Here is a 22,749-nt window from a genome sequence, read left to right as displayed (position 1 = left end):
TGTGTTCATCCGCCTCGTGCATATTATGATATGACAACGATGGAAAAAAACGCATCTAAACCGGATTTATTTGAGAAGTTCATTGCCGAAAAAAGTACTGCTGCTGAGCTAAACCAACTTTTTGATTATTTTGGGAGTGCCGATAAGCAATTATTGGAAGACTTGATTAATACAAGCATGGAGCAGGAGTCTGACATTTCAGATATTACCGCGCAACAAAACCGGCTGGATGCCATCCATGCGAAAATTTCGGCGCAGCTTTTTATTGAACCGGAAAATAGACTAATTCGCATGGTAAGATCGAGGGAATTGGCCAAAATTGCGGCAACCATTTTATTGGTTATTTCTGCCGGGCTACTGCTGTTCAGGTTTTTGCATCCGCCACATCAAATCGTTCCGGGTACGTCTGTCGCAAGCTTAAGCATTGACGGAAAAAAAGCACGGCTTGGATCAGGCAAGGATGGGGTACTTTACCGGCAACATGGTATTGAAGTGATAACCAAAACGGATGGTACCATCATTTATAAGGCCATTAATGCCGATGCCGAAACCGCATCCAGACTGAATACGCTGGAAACACCAAGGGGAGGAGAGTACAGCATTATCCTGAGCGACGGCTCTGTGGTGATGTTGAACGCCGGCTCTAAACTTATCTTTCCAACAGATTTCCGCGGATCTGAAAGAAAGGTTTATGTAGAAGGAGAGGCCTTCTTCCAGGTGGCTAAAAATGCTGCACAACCTTTTATTGTTGCTATTGGCGGCAATGAAATTAAAGTTTTGGGCACACGGTTTAATGTAAGCAGTTATCCGGGAAATGAAGGTACGGAAACTACTTTGCTGGAAGGAAGTATTCAGTTTTCCAGTGCCGGTAACCGGATCATTTTGAAGCCCAATCAACAGGTTATAGCCCGGAATGGCCAAATCCAGCTGAAAAAGGTGGCTGCAGAGGATTTCAGTGCATGGACCAGAGGAACCTTTTTGTTTAACGATGTGCCTTTGGCAGTAGTGATGCAGCAACTGGCAAGATGGTACAATGTGGATGTTCAGGCTGAAGCTATGCCACAGAAAAATCTGTACCTCAAATTGTCCCGCAAAGCGGATATTAACGAGGTATTGGAAATGATTTCAAAAGCAACAGGTTACAGGTTTAATTTAGAAGGAAATAAAATTGTATTAGAAGAGTAAGCTTTTTCCCTCGTCGTCGACTATCAACCAACCAAACAAATTTTTATGACAAACTACTACTTTCGCTTCGTCCGATATGGACGCGGCTGTACATTAAACCTGGCTCCATTTATAGGTTTCTTGCTATTATTTTCGCTGTCAGCCAGTGCACAAAACAGCATACTTAACTTTAGTCAGGCATCTTTAAATACCGTGATATCCCAAATATCAGCCAAAACCGCCTATGAATTTGTATATGATGCCGATTTGGTAAAAAAAGCCAAACCCATTAATTTAAGTATGAACACTTCGGATATCAAGGCTATTATGGATGCTGTAGTGAAGGGACAGGACTTTACTTATGAAATTAGTAACAACCGCACCATTATACTCAAGGCTTTGAGTGCCAATGCAGCAGCATACATCCTGCATGGTATGGTAACAGATAGTGTTGGTGGTCCGCTGCCTGGTGCCACCGTTAAAATAAAGGGAACAAATAAATATGTTTTATCAGATGGCAATGGACATTTCAACCTCAGTTTAACTGATGATGAGAATACTTTAGAAATCAATTATATTGGTTATTTATCGGCAACGCAAAAATTTGATAGAACCATGGCTCTGAAAGTAGTAACGGTAAGGTTAAAAGCTAATTCATCGTTATTGGCTGAGGTAGTGGTGAATGGTTTTCAAACCCTAAGTAAAGAGCGTTCAACAGGTGCCGCAATGATCATAGATAATAAAACCTTGAACCAGAATATCAATGTGGATATTTTGAGCGCCCTGGAAGGAAGGGTTGCCGGATTGGCTTACGTTAAAAATCCTAACGGGTTTGGTGCTGATCGACCAGTACTCAGGGGACAGGGTACTTTTTCAATAAATGAAGTGGGTACAGAACCATTAATCGTTATCGATGGGCTTCCTTCAGAAACAACCCTGGATCAAATTAATCCTTACGATATTGAATCTGTAACGGTATTAAAAGATGGCGCAGCGGCATCTATTTATGGATCCAGATCTGCAAACGGTGTGATCGTGTTAACCACAAAAAAAGGAAACAGTCCAGTAAAAATTTCATTAAATACAGACTTTTTTGTTGATACAAAGCCTGATTTCAGCACGATGCACTACGGATCGACATCAGATATTATTGATTTAGAGACTGATGTTTACAATAAAGAAAGGGCACGTTACGCTACAACTGAGTCGATGTTCGCTTATTACGGGAACGTAGCGAATGGTACGATTCGTTATTATTCTCCTTTATATCAATTATACAGAGACAGGGATGCAGGAAAATTATCTACTGATCAGGTAAATCAACAGCTTAGCTCAATGAGAAATAATGATTATCTGGAACAATATAAAGACAATGTGTGGCAAAATGCCTTTCGTCAACGTTATAATCTATCCCTTAGTTCCGCAAGTGCAAAATCAAATACATTCGCATCCATAAATTATGATCATTCTGCCCAAAGAACAGTCAATAATAACAGCAATAGAATTAACCTTTATTTTAAAAATGCTTACAACGTCAATAGGTGGCTTACTACAACAATAGGCTTTAACGGTACATATAATGCTTCAGTAACAACTGATGAATCTTATGATTCCTATAATACTTTGCAACCACGTTATGCATCCATTATCAATCCTGACGGCAGCCTGGTTTATGCGGATTATGTAAATCTTTCAGAAGGTGCGGGAACAAGCGGGAATGTTAACGGAGCAGTTGTCAATTCTCTCAGAGACAATACTCAATTCCGTTCATTTCGGTTTAATATACTCGAATCTTTGAACGAGGGACTTACTAAGTCAAATAGTATTTCCCTAAGAGCTTTCGCGAATATCCAGGCTAAAATAATGGACGGACTGAATTTTTCAAGTCAATTTCAGTATGAAAATGTTAATGACAAAACTGAGCAGTTTTATGATATTGATTCTTATAAAATCCGCCTCGCTCATAATGCCTTAGTTGGTTATACTCCTGCAACAAAAGCTTACTCCATCGGGCTTCCTTCAGGTGGAAGATTTAAGCAAAATATGAAGCAAAGGAATACCTACACATTCAGGAATCAATTGAGTTATGATAAGGCCTTTGATGTCAGCAAACATGCTATTACTGCAATAGCTGGTTTTGAAATGCGGGAAACTTTTGAGCCACGTGGATTAGATGACATCAGATATGGATACGATCCGGTTACATTAACCTCAACACCAATTAATAACGCAACGGTAAGCCAAACAGGATTGCCAAGTTACATCTATGGTGGCAATAAAACGCTTGGTGTGGTAAGTAGAACCCAGCAAGAAAATAAGCATAGATTTCTCTCCGTTTATGCGAATGCCGGTTATACTTATTTAAACCGATATAATTTAACGGGAAGTATCAGAGTCGATCAGGCAGATTTATTTGGTGCTGATCCAGAATTCAAGAACAGGCCATTATGGTCTGTTGGTTTAGGCTGGAATATCAGCAACGAAGATTTTATGAAAACCCAGGGGTGGATAAATATGCTGAAATTAAGGACTACCTATGGTGTAAATGGAAATCAAAATACTTCAACAACAAAATATTTAACAGCCAGACGGGTTAACGATGATCTGTACCCTTCCTTACAATACCTAAGTGTGGTTGGCTTGCCTAATCCAAAATTAAGGTGGGAAAAAACAGAAACGTATAATGCAGGTTTAGATTTTGCCGTTCTATCTAATCGTTTAAGGGGAAGTGTGGATGTTTATTATAAAAAAAGCACGGATCTTATTGTAACTACAGAACTTGACCCGACCGTTGGGGTAGCATCAAGACCTATTAATAATGGCGTGCTGGCCAATCGAGGGGTGGAATTTGTGCTCGGTGGTGATTGGTTTAAAAATGGCAACCTGACTTTAAATTCAACGGTTGTTATAGGTTTTAACCAAAATAAAATTGGAAAAGTAAACAATGCTTTATCATCAGCATATAGTTATGTTGCAGGTCCGATGAATTATTACGTCGAAGGATCTGCTTATAATTCACTTTATGCTTACCGATATGGTGGAATAACTAATGGCTACCCATATTTCCTCGATCAGAACGGAAATCCAAGTTTAACATTTGATGCAAATGGAAATCCATTGCCTGCCAGCCTTAAGGAGCCGAATAGCTTTGATGCACTTATAAATATGGGAAGCTTAACACCAATTTATACGGGCTCTTTTTCTCAGCGTGTTTCCTATGGAAATTTCGAACTCGGTGCCTTACTTGTGTTTTCCGGAGGGAACGTAATGAGGAAAGATGTCATTAGTTTAGATGCGTATGATGTGACTGATAAAGATGTTCTTGCTCAGCGATATACGAATGGAAACACGCCGTCATTACCCAGGCTGCTTGTAGATTATGCAGAGAACATGATTAGTACCGCAGGGAGTATTTCTAAAATGTGGCGCAATGCAGATATAAATGTTGTAAAAGGCGACTATATCAAATTGAGAAGTGTATCTCTCTCGTACAACTTGCCTCAGGAGTTTAGTAAAAAATTTAAAATTCCATCAGCTAAATTCACCGCTCAGGTGAATAATTTATGGTATGCGAGTGCTGCTGGTGATGATATTGATCCTGAATCTTATTCCCTAAACAGCGGAACCAGAACGCTCCAAAATCCTAAATCTTTTGTATTTGGATTAAACTTAACCTTCTAAAAAAAATGAGAAAAAATATTTTATTCGCATTAATTCTATCAGCCCTTAGTATAGGTGGTTGTAAAAAATATACAGATATTACGCCAACAGGCTCTTTAATTGTGGAAACAGCGAAAGACTATTATGAGCTTGTATCTTTTCCAAACAGGGGCTACCTGATTTCCAATTTCCAATACCTGGTCGATGATATGTGGATGAAGGAATCAAACTTTATAGGGCTTACACCAAATATAGACCGGGTTCACTTCAGTTTTAACGAAAATATAGATCGGGTCTCGCTAATTCAATCCTCTAACTTTTACGAGCGTGCTTATCTTTATATCAACCGCTGGAATACGATAATCTCTTCAGTAGATGCAAGTAAAGGTGAAGATAATGTGAAGGCATTGGCCAAGGCAGAAGCTAAAGCTTTCAGGGCGTTTGATCATTTTCTATTGGTGAATGTTTATGCAAAAGCCTTCAACCCGGCTACAGCAGCGACTGATGGCGGGATCTGTATCATGGATAAATACGATTTAGAGGCACAACCTACCAAATCTACAGTGGCGCAGGTATATGATTTCATCCAGAAAGATATTGATGAAGCCATTCCTTTTCTGCAGGCGCAGCCAGCAGATCCCTATCACCCGTCACTGGCTTTTGCATGGGCATTGAAAGCCAAAGTTCATTTATTTAAAAGAGAAATTGCACAGGCGAAAGACGCCTGTGAAAAATCACTTTCATACAATAACCAGATTTTCGATTTGGTAAAATATACCACTACGCAAGGCGGTCCTTCCGTTACGCCAATCATCGCACCTAATAATCCTGAAGTGTTAAGTTATCAGTACATCCAGGGTTATAATGAAACTAATTTCGGCTATAGCTGGTTAATCAGTCCTGAATTGAAGGCTTTGTTTGGAACCAATGATGCCCGTTTCAATATGTTTTTTAACACCACCAGTGCCAGTTTTTTAGATATCGGATCCAATGCAGCCTATTATAATGTGGCGTATACCCGTTTCTTTTATCCAACCGTAGGCTTGAAAACTACTGAAGTGTATTTAATGCAGGCCGAATGTCTGGCCCGCCAGAATGATTTACCCGGAGCCATGGCCGTAGTGAATAGGCTTCGTGAAAAAAGAATTCTTTCCGGTGTGGTTAATCTGCCTGTTCCTGCAAGCCGGAAGGAAACGATGAATATCATCATCAATGAACGCAGAAAAGAAATGGTGCTGGGTTTTAATAGGTTTTTAGACTTAAAGAGACTTAATACCGAGCCTGAATACGCGAAAACTATTGTGCGTACTTATCCTTTGGTTAATAAAACGGTTCCGCAACAAACTTATACGCTTTTACCTACTTCAAGGCTTTATGTAATTCCCTTTCCGCTTAACGTCCTTAAGAAAAACCCAAATCTGACTTTAAATACTGACGAAAAACTCCCGTTTTAAGATGAATTTTAAACCAATTATATTCCCGCTTGCAGTTGCACTTTCCCTTTCCGCATTTGGTCAAAAACCCGTTGCCAAACCAGATAGTTCAGCTAAAAAAGCGCCTGTGGATTATTCAAAAGTTATTCCAGTAACGGCCATTAGCCAGGATGGTCTTTTTAATGTGCGGCAGGTAGATCAGAAATGGTTTTTCGAAGTGCCCGATAGTTTACTTGGGCGTTATCTTCTTGCCGTTACCCGATACATTACTACCCCGCAGGGTTTCGGGAGCTTTGGTGGCGAAAAAGTAAATGAACAAACTCTTTTTTTTCAGAAAGGCAACAATAACAATCTCTTTTTAAAAGGGGTGGTGTATCGCCAGGAAACCAAAAATACCGAAGGACCCATTTACCAGGCTGTGATGCAATCGCAGGAGAGTCCTATCGTAGCGAGTTTTGATATCAAAGCAAAAAATCCAAAAACAGGTAACTATGTAATTGATGTAACTGATTTTTTTAAGAAGGATATTCCTGTGGTTTCCATTTCTGCTGAAGAAAAAACCACTAAAAAATTAAATAGCCTGGCCGATGACCGTTCATTTATTGAGCGTATTGCTACCTATCCCATCAATACTGAAATTAAAACCACCAAAACCTATGCCAGTACGGGATTAGGTATTCCAGCCGGGGCGCTTACCGGTGCAGTTACGCTACGGTTAAATACCTCGGTTATTCTTTTGCCAAAGGTGCCTATGCGGAAACGCATATCGGATGAACGGGTTGGCTATTTCAATAATAAATATATTCTTTTTGATGAGGATTACCAGCGTACGCAAACCAAATACCTCGTGCAACGCTACCGTTTGGAACCGAAAAAGGAAGATTTAGCGAAATATAAGAGGGGCATTCTGGTGGAACCTAAAAAGCAGATCGTATACTACATTGATCCGGCTACACCAAAAAAATGGCGGCCTTATCTGATCATGGGAATAAACGACTGGCAAAAGGCTTTCGAACAGGCGGGCTTCAAAAATGCCATTATTGGAAAAGAATGGCCGGAGGCAGATACCACAATGAGCCTGGAAGATGCCCGTTTTTCAGTGATCAGGTATTATGCTTCGGAAACGCCAAATGCCTATGGCCCACGGATCAGTGATCCGCGAAGTGGAGAGATTATGGAAAGCCATGTAGGCTGGTATCATAATGTAATGAAGCTGGTGCATAACTGGTACATGGTTCAGGCCGGTCCGCTGGATAAGAGGGCACAAAAAATGCAGTTTGATGACGAGTTGATGGGACAACTCATTCGTTTTGTTTCCTCACATGAGTTGGGGCATACGCTTGGCTTGAGGCATAACATGGGAGCCAGCAGCCAGACACCAGTTGAGAAACTTCGCGATAAAGCCTGGGTGGAAAAGAATGGACATACGGTGTCTATTATGGATTATGCACGTTTTAATTATGTAGCACAACCAGAAGATCACATTTCACCAAAAGGGATTTATGCCCGCATTGGTGCTTATGATAAGTGGGCTATTAATTGGGGCTACCGTTATTTTGAAGGGGAACAGGATGAATATGCCGAAGAAAAATTGCTGAGTAAAATGACTACGGATACACTGACTAAAAATCCTAAACTCTGGTTTGGGGGCGAAGGGAAAGATGAAGATCCGAGAAGTCAGGCAGAAGATTTAGGCGATGATGCTATCTTAGCCAGCGATTATGGGATTAAGAACCTGAAAAGGGTGGTCGCTAATCTACCTCAATGGACATATGAATCGGGTGATCAATATGATAACCTGGCCGAACTACATAAAGAAGTGGTTAAGCAGTACAGTCGTTATCTGTACCATGTGATGAAAAACATTGGAAACCGTTACGTTACCAAAAGAAGCGTGGATGAAAAAGGTGTAGTATATGCTGAAATTCCAAAGCAAAAAATGAAAAGCGTGGTAGATTATGTTGGACGCCAGCTTTTCGATGCCCCGCTGTGGATGTATCCGGCCTCCATATCACCATTCATTAATGTTAAACCAATGGAAGAAATTTCAGACCAGCAGAATCAGATTTTAAATATGTTTCTGAGTGCCGGTTTGCTGTTTAACCTCAATCAGAAAGCCTTGTACTCCACAGATCCTTACCCGGTAAGTGAATTTTTAAATGATGTGTTGCAAACCGTTTGGAAGAAGCCCTCGCTTGATCTTAAAAAAGATACCTATTTAAGAAGTTTGCAACGTGCTTATATTGAAAAGGTAGCTATGCTGATTAATCCAAAAGAGATGGCTGATGGTAAAGCGATGAACAGTGCGCAAAGAAGTGATGTCAGGCTAGAAGCCATTGCGCACATTAAGAACATCAGAAAAAAGATAGAAATCCTGTTGCCACAGACTTCAGGTATTGATCACTTGCATCTCACTGATATCAGCAAAGAAATTGAAAAAATTCTCAAAAAAACAACTTTAAACCCATAGCATGAAAACAAATATTTTAATCATAATTCTCTTAATGGCCGGTGTAAACATGGGTTTGCATGCACAAACCAGGACTTCAAAACAAGAAGTTGTAACGCCTCAACTGGCACAGAAAAGAGAAGACCTCAAGAAATTGATCCTGAAAACTTACCTGGGAATAAAAAATAGCCTGGTTATTTCGGATGCTCAAAAAACAGCAGGCTATGCCAGGGAATTCTCGAATGCTTTAGGCCAGTTTAAATTTAAAAAACTCAGTTTGGAAGAGATGAATACAGCCACCACAGCCAGGGAAAGTATTAAAAAACTAGCATCGCAGATTTCTGAAACAAAGGATATCAATGAGCAAAGAAAGTATATGGAAAAATTATCTGAACAATTTTGGACCATTGCAGACAAAGTCAAACCAGAGAACACTATACTTTACCAACAAAAATGCCCTATGATGGGTACTACCTGGGTAAGCGATGAAAAAAAGATTGAAAACCCATACTATCCTAAAAATATGCTGACCTGTGGCGAGGTAATCGCGGAGAAGTAGGTGTTAAAATGTAAATAATTATTAATGAATTGCTGCAGAATAACGGAAGTTTTCTGTAGCTTTTTTTTGACTGGTATAACCGCCAAATTCAAATGTCTAATCCGGACCTGGGAGTAACGAGCCATCGGGAATTCAAAACTGTACTGTTGAGATATGGCTAATTTGAAGTTGGCTAATACCTTTTTAAATCGGTTGGGCTCGTGGTCAGTCGGAATATTTCGGCTAAGTATGCAAAGCTGATTTTTACATTTACTTTATTGTTGACAAGCTAAATGATACTTAAATTAAACAAATCCCGTTAAACAAGTTTTAGCGGATAATGCCTGTTATTAATTACCTTATGGAATCCCTTCCAACTTATAGATTCTGCATATAAAATATGATCATGAAATTAACCATCTTTAAAATAGTTCCATATTTCGTTATATTGATGCTGATTTTAGCCTGCACCGATAATCTGTCGCAGCTATCGGATGCATCCAACACAACGAATACCACTGTTTCAACCAGCACTGTAACTACCATTGTACATCCGGGTATGCTTCATAATGCGACTGATTTCATCAGAATGTCAACCAATGTAAATGCCGGAAACCAACCTTGGCTTGACGGATGGAACAAGCTGGTTGCTAACCATCACTCATCAGCAACGTACATAGCAAGACCAGTAATCACGATAGTTAGAGGTACCCCGGCAAACAAAGCACCTGAGAATTATATTTTAGCATGCCAGGATGCCGCAGCCGCCTATCAGGAGGCATTGCGCTGGAAAATAATGGGAGATGTGGCGTGTGGAAATAATGCGGTAAAAATCATGAACGCCTGGGCAAAAACCTGCACATCGATTGACGGCGATTCTAATGCGGATCTGGCTGCAGGATTGCAGGGTTACCAATGGGCAAACGCTGCAGAAATTATGCGGGATTATAGCGGCTGGGCTCCTGCAGACTTTAAGGCCTTTAAAAACTGGATGCTGAAAGTCTACTATCCTGTGTCATACGATTTTTTGAACAGGCATAATGGAACATGTGATACACACTACTGGTTGAATTGGGATATGTCAAACATGTGTACGGTACTAGCAATCGGTATTTTATGTGATGACACCACGAAAGTCAATTATGCAATTAATTACTACAGAAATAATGGTGTTGGTAATGGCTATATTGGTAGAGTCTGTTCTGCCGTGTATTGCAATGGTATGTCACAACCTCAAGAAGCTGGCAGAGATCAGGGACATGCCAGTATGATTGTCCCTCTTTTAGGCGCATTTTGTACAATGGCTACTAACCAGGGTCAAAATCTTCTAGACTATAATCCATTTAATGAGGTTAATCCTCGTCTATTGGGTGCAAGCGAATATGTGGCAAGCTATAACATCAATACCACAAATACAGTCCCTTACACTACTTACAATAATTGCAATAATGTAAACCAAACCGTTATTGCAAGTAATGGCAGAGGTACGATTCGGCCTGGTTGGGAATTAGTTTATAATTATTACGTCAAACTCAAAGGTAAAGCTGCTCCATACACGACACAATTCGCCGCTAAGATAAGGCCTGAAGGCGGAGGTGGAGATTATGGAACTACCAGTGGTAGCTATGATCAGTTGGGGTTCGGTACACTAACCTATACACGCTAAATGTTGTATTTATAGAAAACGAAGCTATTTATTTAGTAACGCAAATTTCGAGCTTTTTCTTACTTATCTACATTTGTTGATAAAGCCAATCTGCAAAAGATGCCTTCTTGATTAAAAGATTGTGTCGGAGCAAGTTATGTGCTATATGCAATAATTCAGTGAACTTTTTAGTAAATTTAACAGCATAAAGAAAGCGGCTTGGTAGATTTTCCGAGCCGCTTTCTTTGTTATTTGAGTTGGGATAGTTTACTGCTAATGGTATTTCTTTCGGTAATCACAGCGGTTTTGCTATTAAAATCTGTAGGTCCAGAAGTATAATCGCCATCAAAGGCAACTCTGCCTTGTCCCTCTGCAATGGTATTAGGTCCGGTGTGAGAATCGTCGATGTTCATAATCCCTGCAATTCCATTTTTAATATTATTGCCGTCTTTTTCACCAGACATTAAAAAAGCGTAAAAATTATAACCGCCGTTTCTGTAAGCTTTTACCTTTCCGTAAACGGTAAATTTATTTCCACTTCCACTAATAGCGGTTACGACACTGGTATCTGCTGCTCCAATAAAGTTTTTGCCCAACATTTTTATGCTGAATTCGCTAGCACTCTGCTCATAAAGTTTAACCACGCCATCAATAAGCACATAACCCGGCTGATAGGTATCGTAGGGTATATTACTGCTTTTTATGGTGAAAGGTTTAAATAAATAAGAGCCATCGATATTTGGGGGCGTAGTACCCTTATTTATAGTAAAACCCAGTTTGGTCAAGCTGTCTACATACTGTTGCGGAATAATATCTTCTATTTTCTTGCTCAAGATATCTTCATCGCTCGGATTAATATCTTTGTTTTTAGAGCAAGCGGCAAATTGCAGCACTACACCTACAATTAATGCAAATGCACATCCTTTGGCTACCACAGTTAAGTTTGTTGTTGTTTTTTTCATCATGCAATTTTTAATTTTAATTTAAAAATGCCCATTGCAACTGCAGTGCCAATATCCAATAATTTGGCTTAAATAGATTAAAAATAACTGTAAACCACTATATAGATCTACCTAAAATCAGGTATTTTCATAAATTTTAAATAAAACTGATGTCCTTTTTTTTACGGTATTTTGTAACTAAATAATTATTGAAATTATTAATACCTAACTACAGGAAATATTTTTTTTTTAATGCTAATGCATACATCCAAACCAGATAGAAGGTATTCTTATTTCCATAAGCATTGTGATCCGCTTTGTTTAGGTTAATTAACGATATGAATGCCGCCCTTAACTTTATTCTTCCTTTTTCTTCATTAAGGTAAATTCCACAAAAAAATGCTGACTTTTACTATAAGCTATCTAATTGCCTTTTTTAAATTCATTTTTCTTAGCACTTTTATGATGAAAATGTAATGGCAGTTTAGATGTCGATATTCTAAAACCATTACTAAATAAGTGTCAAGCCGGGAGAGAAAAACTGATACGCTATATCAAAATAACACATCGATGAAGATTGCATATTTTATTATTATTGGTATTATCGCAGGCAGTACCTTTGCATTGATAGATACAATAGTTGCGAATGCGGAAATCTCATCTATAATGCCAGAGACTAGAGAACTACTGAAAAATTTAAGTGTGTCAAAAGTACTTATCTATTCAGCCATAGGTGCAATTATAGGGATTGCTTTTTATGCCCTGGCAAAAAAAGCATTTAAAAAGAAAACAATAATATAAGGTTCTTTCTAATTCTTTGAACATGGCATAGTTACGATTCGAACAGGATAAGCTAATTACATTACTACTTAATAGGATTTTTAATGGAGCGTCTATGCAAGGTTACTTAATTACGTTATCGGTATTAATAAGAAATTAACCGCTGCAACATGTATGATCGCCTAAAAAATCTGATATCTCTGCCTTTCATCTTTTGTCTCCTGCTTTTACTCCTTAACGACTTTTATCTGAAAGCAACTTTCCATAATATACTTACCGGAAAACTTTCAGACTTCTGCGGATTATTTATTTTTCCAATTTTCTGGTCGGCCATCTTTCCTCGTCACAAATTATGGATCTTTATTCTCACTGGAGTACTGTTTATCTACTGGAAAAGTGAATATGCATGGAGACTGATTGAACTGATCAGTAATGTTTTCAACATTCAGCGGACTGTTGATTCTACAGATTTGATTGCCCTATCCATGTTATTGGTCGCATGGATTCATATAAAAGATGGTTATGCTACAATCTTTACCAACCCATTAATAACAAGATTAAGCGCTGTATTCATCGGTGTTGTTTCCATATTCTCGTTCTGTGCCACAAGTCAGCAAAGTTATATTCAATCTTTTGAACAGCCACAATATGTACTATTGCAATCAACTAAAATTCCCGATACAACTTCGTATGGCGAATTTAAATTTTACAAAACTGATTCCTTAATTATTGTTGGCATTGATCATTTATACATCCGCAGGCCCATCAGGGATGATGACTTTAATAAAAACCGTTCACTTATAGATCTCGATAAAGATGTTATGGCGATGATAGCAGATGGCACCAGTTTAATTCCTGCAGGAAAAGTCACCAAGCTGACCATTAATACAGCACAGGGCAAAGACGCTTTAAGGTTTAACGGCGGGCGCCTGGACGGGAGATTTACGAGAACAAAAAATAATAAATTAATCATCGAGGGATTCTACAAAATGGGCATTGAAGACTCTACCTGGACATTTAGGGATACCAGTAGTACCCATGTGGTGATACAAACATTTGTTAAAGGTGAACGAACCAGCATCAAGCAATTTGATGATGATAAGCTCGTTTCTTCCACCCATATCAATACCCGTGCAGACACCATTAGAAACAAATATATCCACATAGGGATTCTGATTTTGCTTGCGGTAGGGATAATCCTATGGTTAGTTAAGAATTACCGCTTGACATTTCCTGAACAGCTTAAGCTTAAACTGGTTTGGAAATGGCTTTTATGCTTCATTTCGCCGATTTTTATTTGGCTATTACATGTAGGGATGAGAATATTACTCTCGGATTTTAATCATGATATTTTTGAAACAATCGCTACAATTATTTTCATTTTTATAGTGACTTGTCCGCTGATGTTTTTTATCGTATTTCTGATTAAATTGAGAAAAGAGATTGATGTATTTTTATATTGGTTGCTATTAGGACTTGTATGCAGTATCTGGACAACTTGCGGCACGCTTATCGAACTGTCCTGATTAGTTGAGTGGATCATCCATAATTTTGATTGGTCCAAATTTTTTATGGAGGTGAGGCACTTAACTAATTAAATTTTGAATAAAGCATAAGCATCTACAAATTATCAGATAAAAATATCATATTTCGTATTTATGTCAACATCTAAACCATTAAAAATAACAGGTTTTTTCACGTTGAGCCTGCTTACTTTATTTGGTTTGATAATCTCTTCTCTCATTATGATCAATCAGCTTGGAATGAATCAGCGGTTACAAGGCTGGGTAAACTTGCTGTGGCTGCCATTGCCATTATTGATTTTAATTGTAGACAGGATCTGTGTAAGGAAATTTGGAACCAAAAGCGTAAATAAAATTCAATGGTATATTTTAGTCACACTGATTTTACTCGTTGTCTTAAATTATGTGAGACTACTAACTGAATAATAAAAACATGAGATATATCGTTCAATTATGACAATATGATATAATCTTCTCTAAAATAGATTACCAACTGATGATAACTATCTTATCATTTAAGCGTTTTGATTTTATTAGTCTGGTGCTAATAGGTCAATACCTTTAGCATAGACTATCATAAATAGAGTAGTTTAATTATTAATAGAGCATAATGGATATCACACCAATTGAGTATTTCAACGAATTATTTATCAAAGAACTTAGCTTGACTAAAGTCAGTATACCAACGGCTTGTTGCCTATCTACTATTGGAACAGATGGCTTCCCGAATGCTAGATTCGTATCCTTGAAAGAAATAGTAGATGGTGAATTTGTTATTACCGGGAATATGAGTTCAAGAAAGGGTATTGAAATTAGTGAAATTAATAAAGTGGCGTTAACGTTTTGGTGGACGGAGACAGGACAGCAAGTCAGAATTCAAGGAAATGCCGAAAGAATTTCAGAGGAATTATCAGACAGCTATTTTGCAGCCCGTAATCGTGAAAGTCAAATTGTATCCATCGTCAGTGAACAAGGAAAAGAAATAAGTACTTTCGACGAATTAAATAAAAAGTATCAAATCCTTGAGAAGGAATATCTCGGGAAATCTTTAGAAAGACCCAAAGATTTTGGAGGCTATGCGATTAAACCACAAAGGATTGAGTTTTTAGAATTTAAAACTACCCGTTTTCATGAAAGAAAGTTATATGAATTGATCGACGGAAAATGGAAGATTATCTATTTGCAACCTTAATGATTGCAACGCTTATACGTAGGGTATAATTTTGCTATTAGGGCTTCAGCAAAAAGAAACTTACCCCACGTTTGGTAGCTTAGTTGAATGAAATTTAGTGGATATCGGATTTTTGCCCCAATACTGTATTGCCTTTCTTTATTAATAAGCGATAGATGGCCATACATCCTGGAATCATAGGCAGAACAGCAGTCCACATTCCTGGAAAATAATAGTGCCCTGTAGTTTTGAAATAAAAATTGGGCATCTTCGGGATGTTAGTTCCATCAATGAAAGCCGTAATCGAATGAGGATCATGTGGCAAAAGGTCAGGTGAAATGAGTGGGAAAATAAAATGGGTAAATTCTGCAACACCGGGACCAATAAATATAAACCAGGCAATAAAACCTGCTATATAAACCTTATAATACAGGCCAAGTGAAGTAAGGGTGTAAATGACAGGGCCGATCAGTGCAAAAACCATTAAAAAACTTTTTTCACTCCAGGGAATACCAAATAACCGACTCATAGCTGGGGCAAAGCCCATCAGGTATTCTTCAACTATATGTATCTGCAAGCCGGCTACCGTCAGAATAAATAATGGAAGAATAATACCTGGTTCAACAGGTTTTCGTAAATAGGTGGTATACCAACAAATTAAGCCAATTATTGCAGAACCCCCAACAATAATAACAGGGGCAAGGCCAATAGATAGATATCCTAAAATAGGCGCAATAAGGGTAAAAACGCAGGCAGCCAAAAGGCTCACTTTCTGGTGAATAGATAATGGACTTTTCATAACGATTAAATTTAATCGAAAGGTACACCGCTAATCTGACCCCTCATTTATCAAATGATAAAAAGACTATTATAAGCTTCTAATTCGACTTAATGAAACTTGGGTAATGCCGAGGTAAGAAGCAAGGTCTGCCAAGCTGATTCGCTGCAACAATTTTCCTTGTTCCTTTAGAAATCTATGATAAGCAACCTGTGCTTTTTCTTCCAGCGTATTGCCGATCCGGTCCATCATATTCAAGGCAGCCATTGATAGCAGTTTCCTGAAAAATGTTTCCATCGAGTGATAGCGGGCACAGAGCTGTTCAAGATCAGCATGATTCAAATAGGTGATGTGCGTAGATTCAAGAGTCAGTATAGAATAGGTGGAGGGTTGCCGGGTTAGGAAACTATCTAATACGGTAAACATTTTTCCTTCAGGAAAAAAACGCATGATAAATTCCCGGGTATTGGTATAAAAAAATGTTTTCACTAAACCACTGTCTATAAAATAAATCCGGTTACACACTGTTCCGGTTTCTAAAATCAATTCGCCTTTGTCATACTGTTTTGTGTGAAGTTTTGAAGCCAGCGCCTCTTTAGCTTCACCTTCCAGATCAGTAAGTGAGGCTGCAAAATCCATAAAATTTAAGGCTTTAGCTTGTTCCATTATATTCATGATATAAAATTGCGAAATTAAGACGAGCTGGAGATGTAGCAAGGATAGTATTTATAAAAGATATGTTTAATCTAAACAATAAAAGTTGATGCCAATACTCATCTAATTCATTATGTAAAAATAGGTATGTGAAATTCTGTAATAACTATTTGCATACATATAGTGTTCTTCAGGTCATATGGATACTGCATTTGATAACTATTATGCTGGAACAAGTGGCCTCTTGTTACCTGTTCCCAATAAACTTCATTATCCCGAAGCATTTAAGGATAAATCCAGGCTTTGCTACTATGCATCGCTAATGAGTACCATAGAAATTAATAGTTCATTCTATAAAATTCCATTGGCCTCCACGATTAAAAAATGGGCGACAGATGTACCCCAAGATTTCAGGTTTACTTTTAAGCTTTTTAAGGAAATTACGCACAATAAAGACCTGGCCTTTGATCCTGAAATGGTCTCCCGTTTTTTCGAAGTCATATCACATGTAGAGGAAAAGAAGGCTTGTGTTTTAGTTCAGTTTCCGCCGAGCATTAAGATTAATCATTTTGGCCAGCTAAAGTATTTGATGTCAATCCTTCGGGAAAATGATCCTGGTATGGAATGGAAAATTGCCTTGGAATTTAGACACTCCTCACTTTACATAGATGAAATATATGAACTCCTTGATGAATATAAGCTGAGCATGGTTATCCATGATAAATCGCCAGCTAATTCGCCAATAAGAGATTTAGATTCTGATTTCGTCTACCTCCGCTTTCATGGTCCTGGCGGCAATTATCGGGGAAGTTACGCTGAAGATTTATTAGATGAGTATGCCAGCTATGTTGCCGAATGGCTCTCAGAAGGTAAAATGGTTTTTGCTTACTTCAATAACACCATGGGTGAGGCTTATACTAATCTGATTACCCTACGGGAACTTGTTAGGAATAAGTGTTGAAATATATATTATAGAAAAATCATTTTGATTGATTTTTCTATTAATCGCTTCCTAAGTCGTATTTAAAGGCATAATTCCACATATTTTACAGCATTGGATTCAATTTTTATACCAGCATGGCTGGCAATCCGCTAACATTGTTTCGTTAAATCTTCCCGAAGATTGACGAATTGCTAACCAATATAAATCTAATCATCATCAATGAAAAAAAGCCAGATACATCTGCTTACGGACAGTCTTTTAAAGCACCCGTCCAATCCAATATCTCTTCAACAAAACCAAATGTAAATATTATGAAAAAAAGAAATTTACTCAGTTTATTTCATGTACACCAGGTCAGTAACCTTAAAGGAATACTTGCTTTGCCATTATTGATGGCAGCTGTAATTTCTCCGGGTTATGCTGCGGATGTGCACAGTATGACTTACGAAATTAAAGCCCTGAAGCGTGATGTTCAAATTACAGGAACAGTGCGGGCAGCCTCAGGCGAAACCTTACCTGGTGTTTCAGTAAGTGTAAAGGGCGGCAGCAAGGTAGTGGCTACCGATGCCAATGGAAAATACAGCATCTCCGTTCCTGAAAATGCAACATTAGTTTTCAATTATATTGGCTTCCAATCCAAAGAAATTCTCGTTGGAAGTAATCCGGTGATTGATGTTACCTTAACATCATCCGATACTTCACTGGAAGATGTGGTGGTGATTGGCTACCAAACCATTCGTCGGAGAGATTTAACCGGTGCCACAGGTTCTGTGAGTACTGCTAATACCGAAAAATTAGTTTCACGTTCTTTACCAGAGGCTTTACAAGGTCAAACACCAGGTGTGGCGGTAAGAAATGGTGGCGCACCGGGTCAGGAAGCGGTAGTGAATATCCGTGGTTTGGCTACTTTTGGTAATGCCAGTCCATTATATGTGATCGATGGAATGATTGCCGATCCGAATACGACGGTGAGTCCGAATGATATTGAAGACGTACAAATTCTGAAAGATGCCTCAGCTGCTGCCATTTATGGATCAAGAGCTGGTAATGGTGTTATTCTTATCACCACAAAAAAAGGTAAAGAGGGGCCTGCTAAAATATCGGTAACCTCCAGGTACAGTATTTCTCAAGTGCCTAACACTTACGACATGATGAATGCTGCGGAATATGCAGCTACCAATACCCGTGCTTATCAGGCTTCAGGAATGGCTATCCAACCAGGTGTAGCCAATTATAATGGTGTAACCAATACGGATTGGGTAGATGAAACGCTTCGCACCGGATCGGTTCAGGATTATAATGCTAGTATTTCTGGTGGCGGCAACGGATCCAAGTACCTGATCTCCGGAGGCTATTTTAAAGATAAAGGCGTATTGATTGCTCGAGAATTTGAACGGGCTTCGTTCAGGGTAAATACCGAAACCACCAAAGGCAGATTCAAATTTGGAGAAAACCTGGCCTTTTCTTCTTCTACCTCAAAATCTCCGTTCCAGGGCGGTGCTTTTGCCGGAAATCCATGGTACGACATGTTTACCAGCATTCCTTTAATTCCGGTTCAGGATAATGCTTTAATCAGCACAAATAATCCAGGCGGATGGGGATACGGATCAAATGCCAGTATCAATACTTTTTCCCGCAACCAAACTGCTATCGCCAATATTACTTCGGTAAAATCAAATTACGCCAAGATTTTAGGTAATGCTTTCGTCGATTTTAAAATCATTGAAGGTTTAACTTATCGGTTTAATGCTGGTATTGAAACCAGTTTTGATAAAAGTAAATCACTTAGAAAAGATGGTTCATGGTATCAAAACCAATCGCCTGATTTTAGTCAGTTAAGTGATAACCGTTCTCAGTTTCTGAGCTATTTATTAGAGCATACTTTGAATTATAATTATGTAATCGGTAAACACAGCATCAATGGAGTAGTGGGTTACACCGAGCAGACTACGCAAACGGATAATACTTTGGGTAGTGGAATTAAGCTGGCGCAATTTGGAGGCGATTATTTCAATACTTTAACTTCTACAGCAGGTGAAGGACGTACTTCATCCGGAACGATTTATAAAAGCTTATTGGATTCTTATCTGGGTAGGGTGAATTATACCTATAATGATAAATACCTGGTTACCTTTACTTTCCGTGCAGATAAAGATTCCCGTTTCTCTCCTCAATTCAGAACCGGATATTTTCCTTCAGGTGCTTTAGGATGGAGAATTTCGAAAGAAGACTTCTTTAAAGTAGATTGGGTATCTGACTTGAAACTAAGAGGTTCATATGGTTCTTTGGGTGTAAATACCTTAAGTCCTTACCAATATATCGGTTTCTTAAATCAGGCACCAGATGTAGTGTTAGGCAGCGGACAAACCACCAATGCAGGTGCCATTCAGGCTAAACTGGCTTCTGGCGATTTAAGATGGGAAAAGAAAAAAACAACCAATTTAGGTTTTGATGCATCCTTATTTAAAGATCAGCTAATCGTAAACTTTGATGTGTTCCGGTCGGTTTCTGAAGATGTTTTACTTGCTCAGCCTTTACCTGGTTATCTTGGTAATTTACAGGGCGATCCAATTGTTAACATCGGATCCATCCAAAACAAAGGGATTGAGTTAAATTTAGGTTACCGCCCAAAACTGGATGGCGATTTTAAATGGGACATTGCAGGAAATATAAGTGTAATAAGAAACAAAGTTTTATCACTGGGTAACTTAGGGATCGATACAGAAACTGGTCAGCCGAAAGATTACATCCAGTCTGGCAATACCCGTACGCAGGTAGGCCGTTCAATCGGCGAATATTACGTGTTAAAAACAGATGGTATTTTCCAGAATCAGGCAGAAATTGATGCCCATAAAGCGCAAAGTGCTTATGCTAAACCAGGCGATATCCGTTATGTCAATACCGTTAACGGTGGAACTAATGATGATATCAACGATAAAGACCGTGTGTTTGCGGGTTCTGCATTCCCGAAATTCACTACGGGTTTACAATTCAATTCCAGGTACAAAGATTTTAGTCTTTCTGTTCAGCTTTATGGTGCCTTCGGACAAAAACTATACAACGACGTATTGAGAGAACTGGATAGTTACGGAAACTCCAACTATAGAACGGAGATCAATCCGTGGACACCAACCAACACCGATACCACTTTCCCAAGATTGGGTTATCAGTTTGCGGCGAACGACAGGGGAATCAATGAAAACGCAAGAGGCAATACCGATCGCTGGATTGAAGATGGCTCTTTCTTAAGGTTGCGTAATGTAGAACTTGGCTATAACCTGCCAGCTAAATTGATCTCAAAAGCCAATATCAGCAGTGCAAGATTATATGTAAGCGGTCAAAACTTATTTACCATTACCAAATACAGCGGCTTAGACCCAGATGTTGTTGGGGCAAACGCCAACCTGGAGCCGGGAGTGGATAACGGAAATTATCCATCATCAAGAATTATCTCATTTGGTTTCAGTGTAGGATTCTAATTATAAAACAAATCATGAAAAAATATATATTCATATTAACAGCATCACTTATGGCCTTTGCGGGTTGTAAAAGAGATTTCGATGCAGTTAATCCAAACGCACCAACCATTGCCAGTTTCTGGAAAACGGGTGACGATGCAACAAAAGGCATCAATGCAGTTTACAGTACGTTTTACCGTACCGCAAGTTTATATTCCCGCTGGATGTATTACCACGGCATTTTAAAATCTGATGAAGGTTTTGGATCTGGTGGCGATGGTGGATTAAATAACTTAATGCGCTTTAATCAAACCGATTATAACGATGGGTTAACATCCCAAACCTGGTTTAACCTTTATGTTGGAGTGTTCAGGGCTAATCAGGTGATTGCAAATGTACCAGCTATATCGATGGATGAAACCAATAAGAAAAGAATCATCGCCGAAGCAAAATTTTTAAGGGCCTTATTTTATTTCAACCTGACGCTTTATTATGGTCGGCCGCCTTTAATGCTGGAGCCATCACAGCCGAAAGATGTTCCTGCAAACGCCACTACACAACAGGCTTATGCACAAGTGGCAAAAGATTTAACGGAAGCTTTGTCAGATTTACCTGTAAGTTATTCGGCGACAGATTTAGGTCGTGCAACAAAAGGAGCTGCTTACGCACTTTTAGGTAAAACCTATCTGCAACAGCGCATGTATCAGGAAGCGGCCAATGCTTTTGGCTACCTGGTTACGGGTGCCGGAAGTAATACTTATTCTTTAACTGCAGATTACCGTGATAACTTTATCATCAGCAGAGAAAATAACAGCGAATCTATCTTTGAAATTCAGTTTAGTGAAAACCAGTCTGAAAGTACAGATGATGATGTGGATGAGTCCAGAATCAATAATACAGGTTCATCTATCGCTCAATTCTTTGCGCCACCGGGTGTGGGTTATTCAGATGGAGCCGCCCGCAGATGGGTAGTAGATGAATTTTTGCAGGAAAAAACTGTTGGAGGTGCACAAGATCCACGTTTGGCGGCATCTCTTATTTTCAATAATGCTAATCCGGCAGGGCCGAATGCTACAATCGTTTACGGCCAAACTTTTGCCAGTCGCTATGGCAACGGACCTGATGCCAATGGCGTATGGTTCCGGAAATTATTAAACGATCACTGGAGAAACCAGGAAGGTTTCCGTTCACCGAACAACTACCGTTTAATCCGTTATGCAGATGTACTTTTGATGTATGCGGAAGCCCTTAATGGCTTAAACAGAACAGCAGAAGCTTATCAATATGTTGATCGTGTAAGGCAGAGAGCAGGTTTAGCTACGCTTACGGTTGCAAAACCGGGTTTAAACCAGACTCAGTTTTTAGCACAGTTGAAGCATGAGCGTGTAACAGAATTGGCGGGAGAAGGCTGGCGCTGGGCAGATTTATCACGCTGGGGCGATTTAAGTCCGGCATTGGCCAGCAGAGATGCAGATTTCACTGGATTTATTGTTGGGAAACATGAGTTTTATCCGATCCCGCAAAGCGATATTGATTTGAATTCGAATTTAACGCAGAATCCGAGGTATTAAAGGTCTTCTTAAGATGGTCGTCATTGCGAGGAGGCACGACA

16 protein-coding genes are annotated in these 22,749 nt (G+C 39.0%); 13 read left to right on the top strand and 3 right to left on the bottom strand.

The features are described 5' to 3' along the window. Window positions 1-39 precede the first annotated feature (39 nt). The 6 genes from EV200_RS17250 to EV200_RS17225 all read left to right on the top strand — a co-directional run bounded on the left by EV200_RS17250 (window position 40) and on the right by EV200_RS17225 (window position 10,910). Window positions 40-1,185 (top strand): FecR family protein, encoded by a 1,146-nt coding sequence (locus EV200_RS17250; RefSeq protein ID WP_165877960.1) that lies wholly within the window; start codon window positions 40-42, stop codon window positions 1,183-1,185. 45 nt (window positions 1,186-1,230) lie between these two features. After that, complete coding sequence (locus tag EV200_RS17245; protein ID WP_132534865.1) at window positions 1,231-4,845, top strand: SusC/RagA family TonB-linked outer membrane protein; 3,615 nt, start codon at window positions 1,231-1,233, stop codon at window positions 4,843-4,845. 5 nt (window positions 4,846-4,850) lie between these two features. Next, window positions 4,851-6,278, top strand: coding sequence for a RagB/SusD family nutrient uptake outer membrane protein (locus tag EV200_RS17240; protein ID WP_132534863.1), 1,428 nt, complete (start codon window positions 4,851-4,853; stop codon window positions 6,276-6,278). Window position 6,279: 1 nt separating this feature from the next. Continuing rightward, window positions 6,280-8,727: a zinc-dependent metalloprotease gene (locus tag EV200_RS17235; protein ID WP_132534861.1), complete on the top strand. Its 2,448-nt coding sequence runs from the start codon at window positions 6,280-6,282 to the stop codon at window positions 8,725-8,727. 1 nt (window position 8,728) lies between these two features. Next, window positions 8,729-9,265 carry a DUF3347 domain-containing protein gene (locus tag EV200_RS17230; protein ID WP_132534860.1) on the top strand — a complete coding sequence of 179 codons (537 nt, stop codon included), beginning with the start codon at window positions 8,729-8,731 and terminating at the stop codon, window positions 9,263-9,265. 385 nt (window positions 9,266-9,650) lie between these two features. Beyond that, on the top strand, window positions 9,651-10,910 hold the full coding sequence (locus EV200_RS17225) for an alginate lyase family protein (RefSeq protein WP_165877959.1): 1,260 nt from the start codon (window positions 9,651-9,653) through the stop codon (window positions 10,908-10,910). Between the two features lie 227 nt (window positions 10,911-11,137). Here the strand turns inward: EV200_RS17225 and EV200_RS17220 are convergent, their stop codons facing one another. Continuing rightward, complete coding sequence (locus tag EV200_RS17220) at window positions 11,138-11,854, bottom strand: hypothetical protein (RefSeq protein WP_132534856.1); 717 nt, start codon at window positions 11,852-11,854, stop codon at window positions 11,138-11,140. Window positions 11,855-12,400: 546 nt separating this feature from the next. On the opposite strand from EV200_RS17220, the gene EV200_RS17215 reads away from it, so the two are divergent. The 4 genes from EV200_RS17215 to EV200_RS17200 all read left to right on the top strand — a co-directional run bounded on the left by EV200_RS17215 (window position 12,401) and on the right by EV200_RS17200 (window position 15,325). Then, window positions 12,401-12,631, top strand: a complete 231-nt coding sequence (locus EV200_RS17215) for a hypothetical protein (protein ID WP_132534854.1) — start codon at window positions 12,401-12,403, stop codon at window positions 12,629-12,631. Window positions 12,632-12,780: 149 nt separating this feature from the next. Then, entirely contained in the window at window positions 12,781-14,136 is a 1,356-nt protein-coding gene (locus EV200_RS17210; RefSeq protein ID WP_132534852.1) for a hypothetical protein, read from the top strand. Window positions 14,137-14,268: 132 nt separating this feature from the next. Further along, window positions 14,269-14,559 (top strand): hypothetical protein, encoded by a 291-nt coding sequence (locus EV200_RS17205; RefSeq protein ID WP_132534850.1) that lies wholly within the window; start codon window positions 14,269-14,271, stop codon window positions 14,557-14,559. A 184-nt stretch (window positions 14,560-14,743) separates the two neighbouring features. After that, the gene (locus EV200_RS17200; RefSeq protein WP_132534848.1) at window positions 14,744-15,325 is read left to right on the top strand and encodes a pyridoxine/pyridoxamine 5'-phosphate oxidase; all 582 of its coding nucleotides are present in this window, start codon (window positions 14,744-14,746) and stop codon (window positions 15,323-15,325) included. Between the two features lie 94 nt (window positions 15,326-15,419). On the opposite strand, the gene EV200_RS17195 is transcribed toward EV200_RS17200, so the two are convergent. Continuing rightward, window positions 15,420-16,103 carry a hypothetical protein gene (locus tag EV200_RS17195; RefSeq protein ID WP_132534846.1) on the bottom strand — a complete coding sequence of 228 codons (684 nt, stop codon included), beginning with the start codon at window positions 16,101-16,103 and terminating at the stop codon, window positions 15,420-15,422. Window positions 16,104-16,172: 69 nt separating this feature from the next. Then, entirely contained in the window at window positions 16,173-16,748 is a 576-nt protein-coding gene (locus EV200_RS17190; protein ID WP_165877958.1) for a Crp/Fnr family transcriptional regulator, read from the bottom strand. A gap of 187 nt (window positions 16,749-16,935) precedes the next feature. Here EV200_RS17190 and EV200_RS17185 point away from each other — a divergent pair, with 187 nt between their 5' ends. The 3 genes from EV200_RS17185 to EV200_RS17175 all read left to right on the top strand — a co-directional run bounded on the left by EV200_RS17185 (window position 16,936) and on the right by EV200_RS17175 (window position 22,708). Continuing rightward, window positions 16,936-17,697, top strand: a complete 762-nt coding sequence (locus EV200_RS17185) for a DUF72 domain-containing protein (RefSeq protein ID WP_132534842.1) — start codon at window positions 16,936-16,938, stop codon at window positions 17,695-17,697. A gap of 293 nt (window positions 17,698-17,990) precedes the next feature. Then, on the top strand, window positions 17,991-21,158 hold the full coding sequence (locus EV200_RS17180) for a SusC/RagA family TonB-linked outer membrane protein (RefSeq protein WP_132534840.1): 3,168 nt from the start codon (window positions 17,991-17,993) through the stop codon (window positions 21,156-21,158). Window positions 21,159-21,172: 14 nt separating this feature from the next. After that, window positions 21,173-22,708 (top strand): RagB/SusD family nutrient uptake outer membrane protein, encoded by a 1,536-nt coding sequence (locus tag EV200_RS17175; RefSeq protein WP_188754075.1) that lies wholly within the window; start codon window positions 21,173-21,175, stop codon window positions 22,706-22,708. Window positions 22,709-22,749: the final 41 nt, after the last annotated feature.

The organism is Pedobacter psychrotolerans (genome assembly GCF_004340665.1).
Lineage (GTDB): Bacteria > Bacteroidota > Bacteroidia > Sphingobacteriales > Sphingobacteriaceae > Pedobacter > Pedobacter psychrotolerans.
Note: the sequence above shows the minus strand (reverse complement) of the source record. Positions and strands in the feature narration are given on the sequence as shown.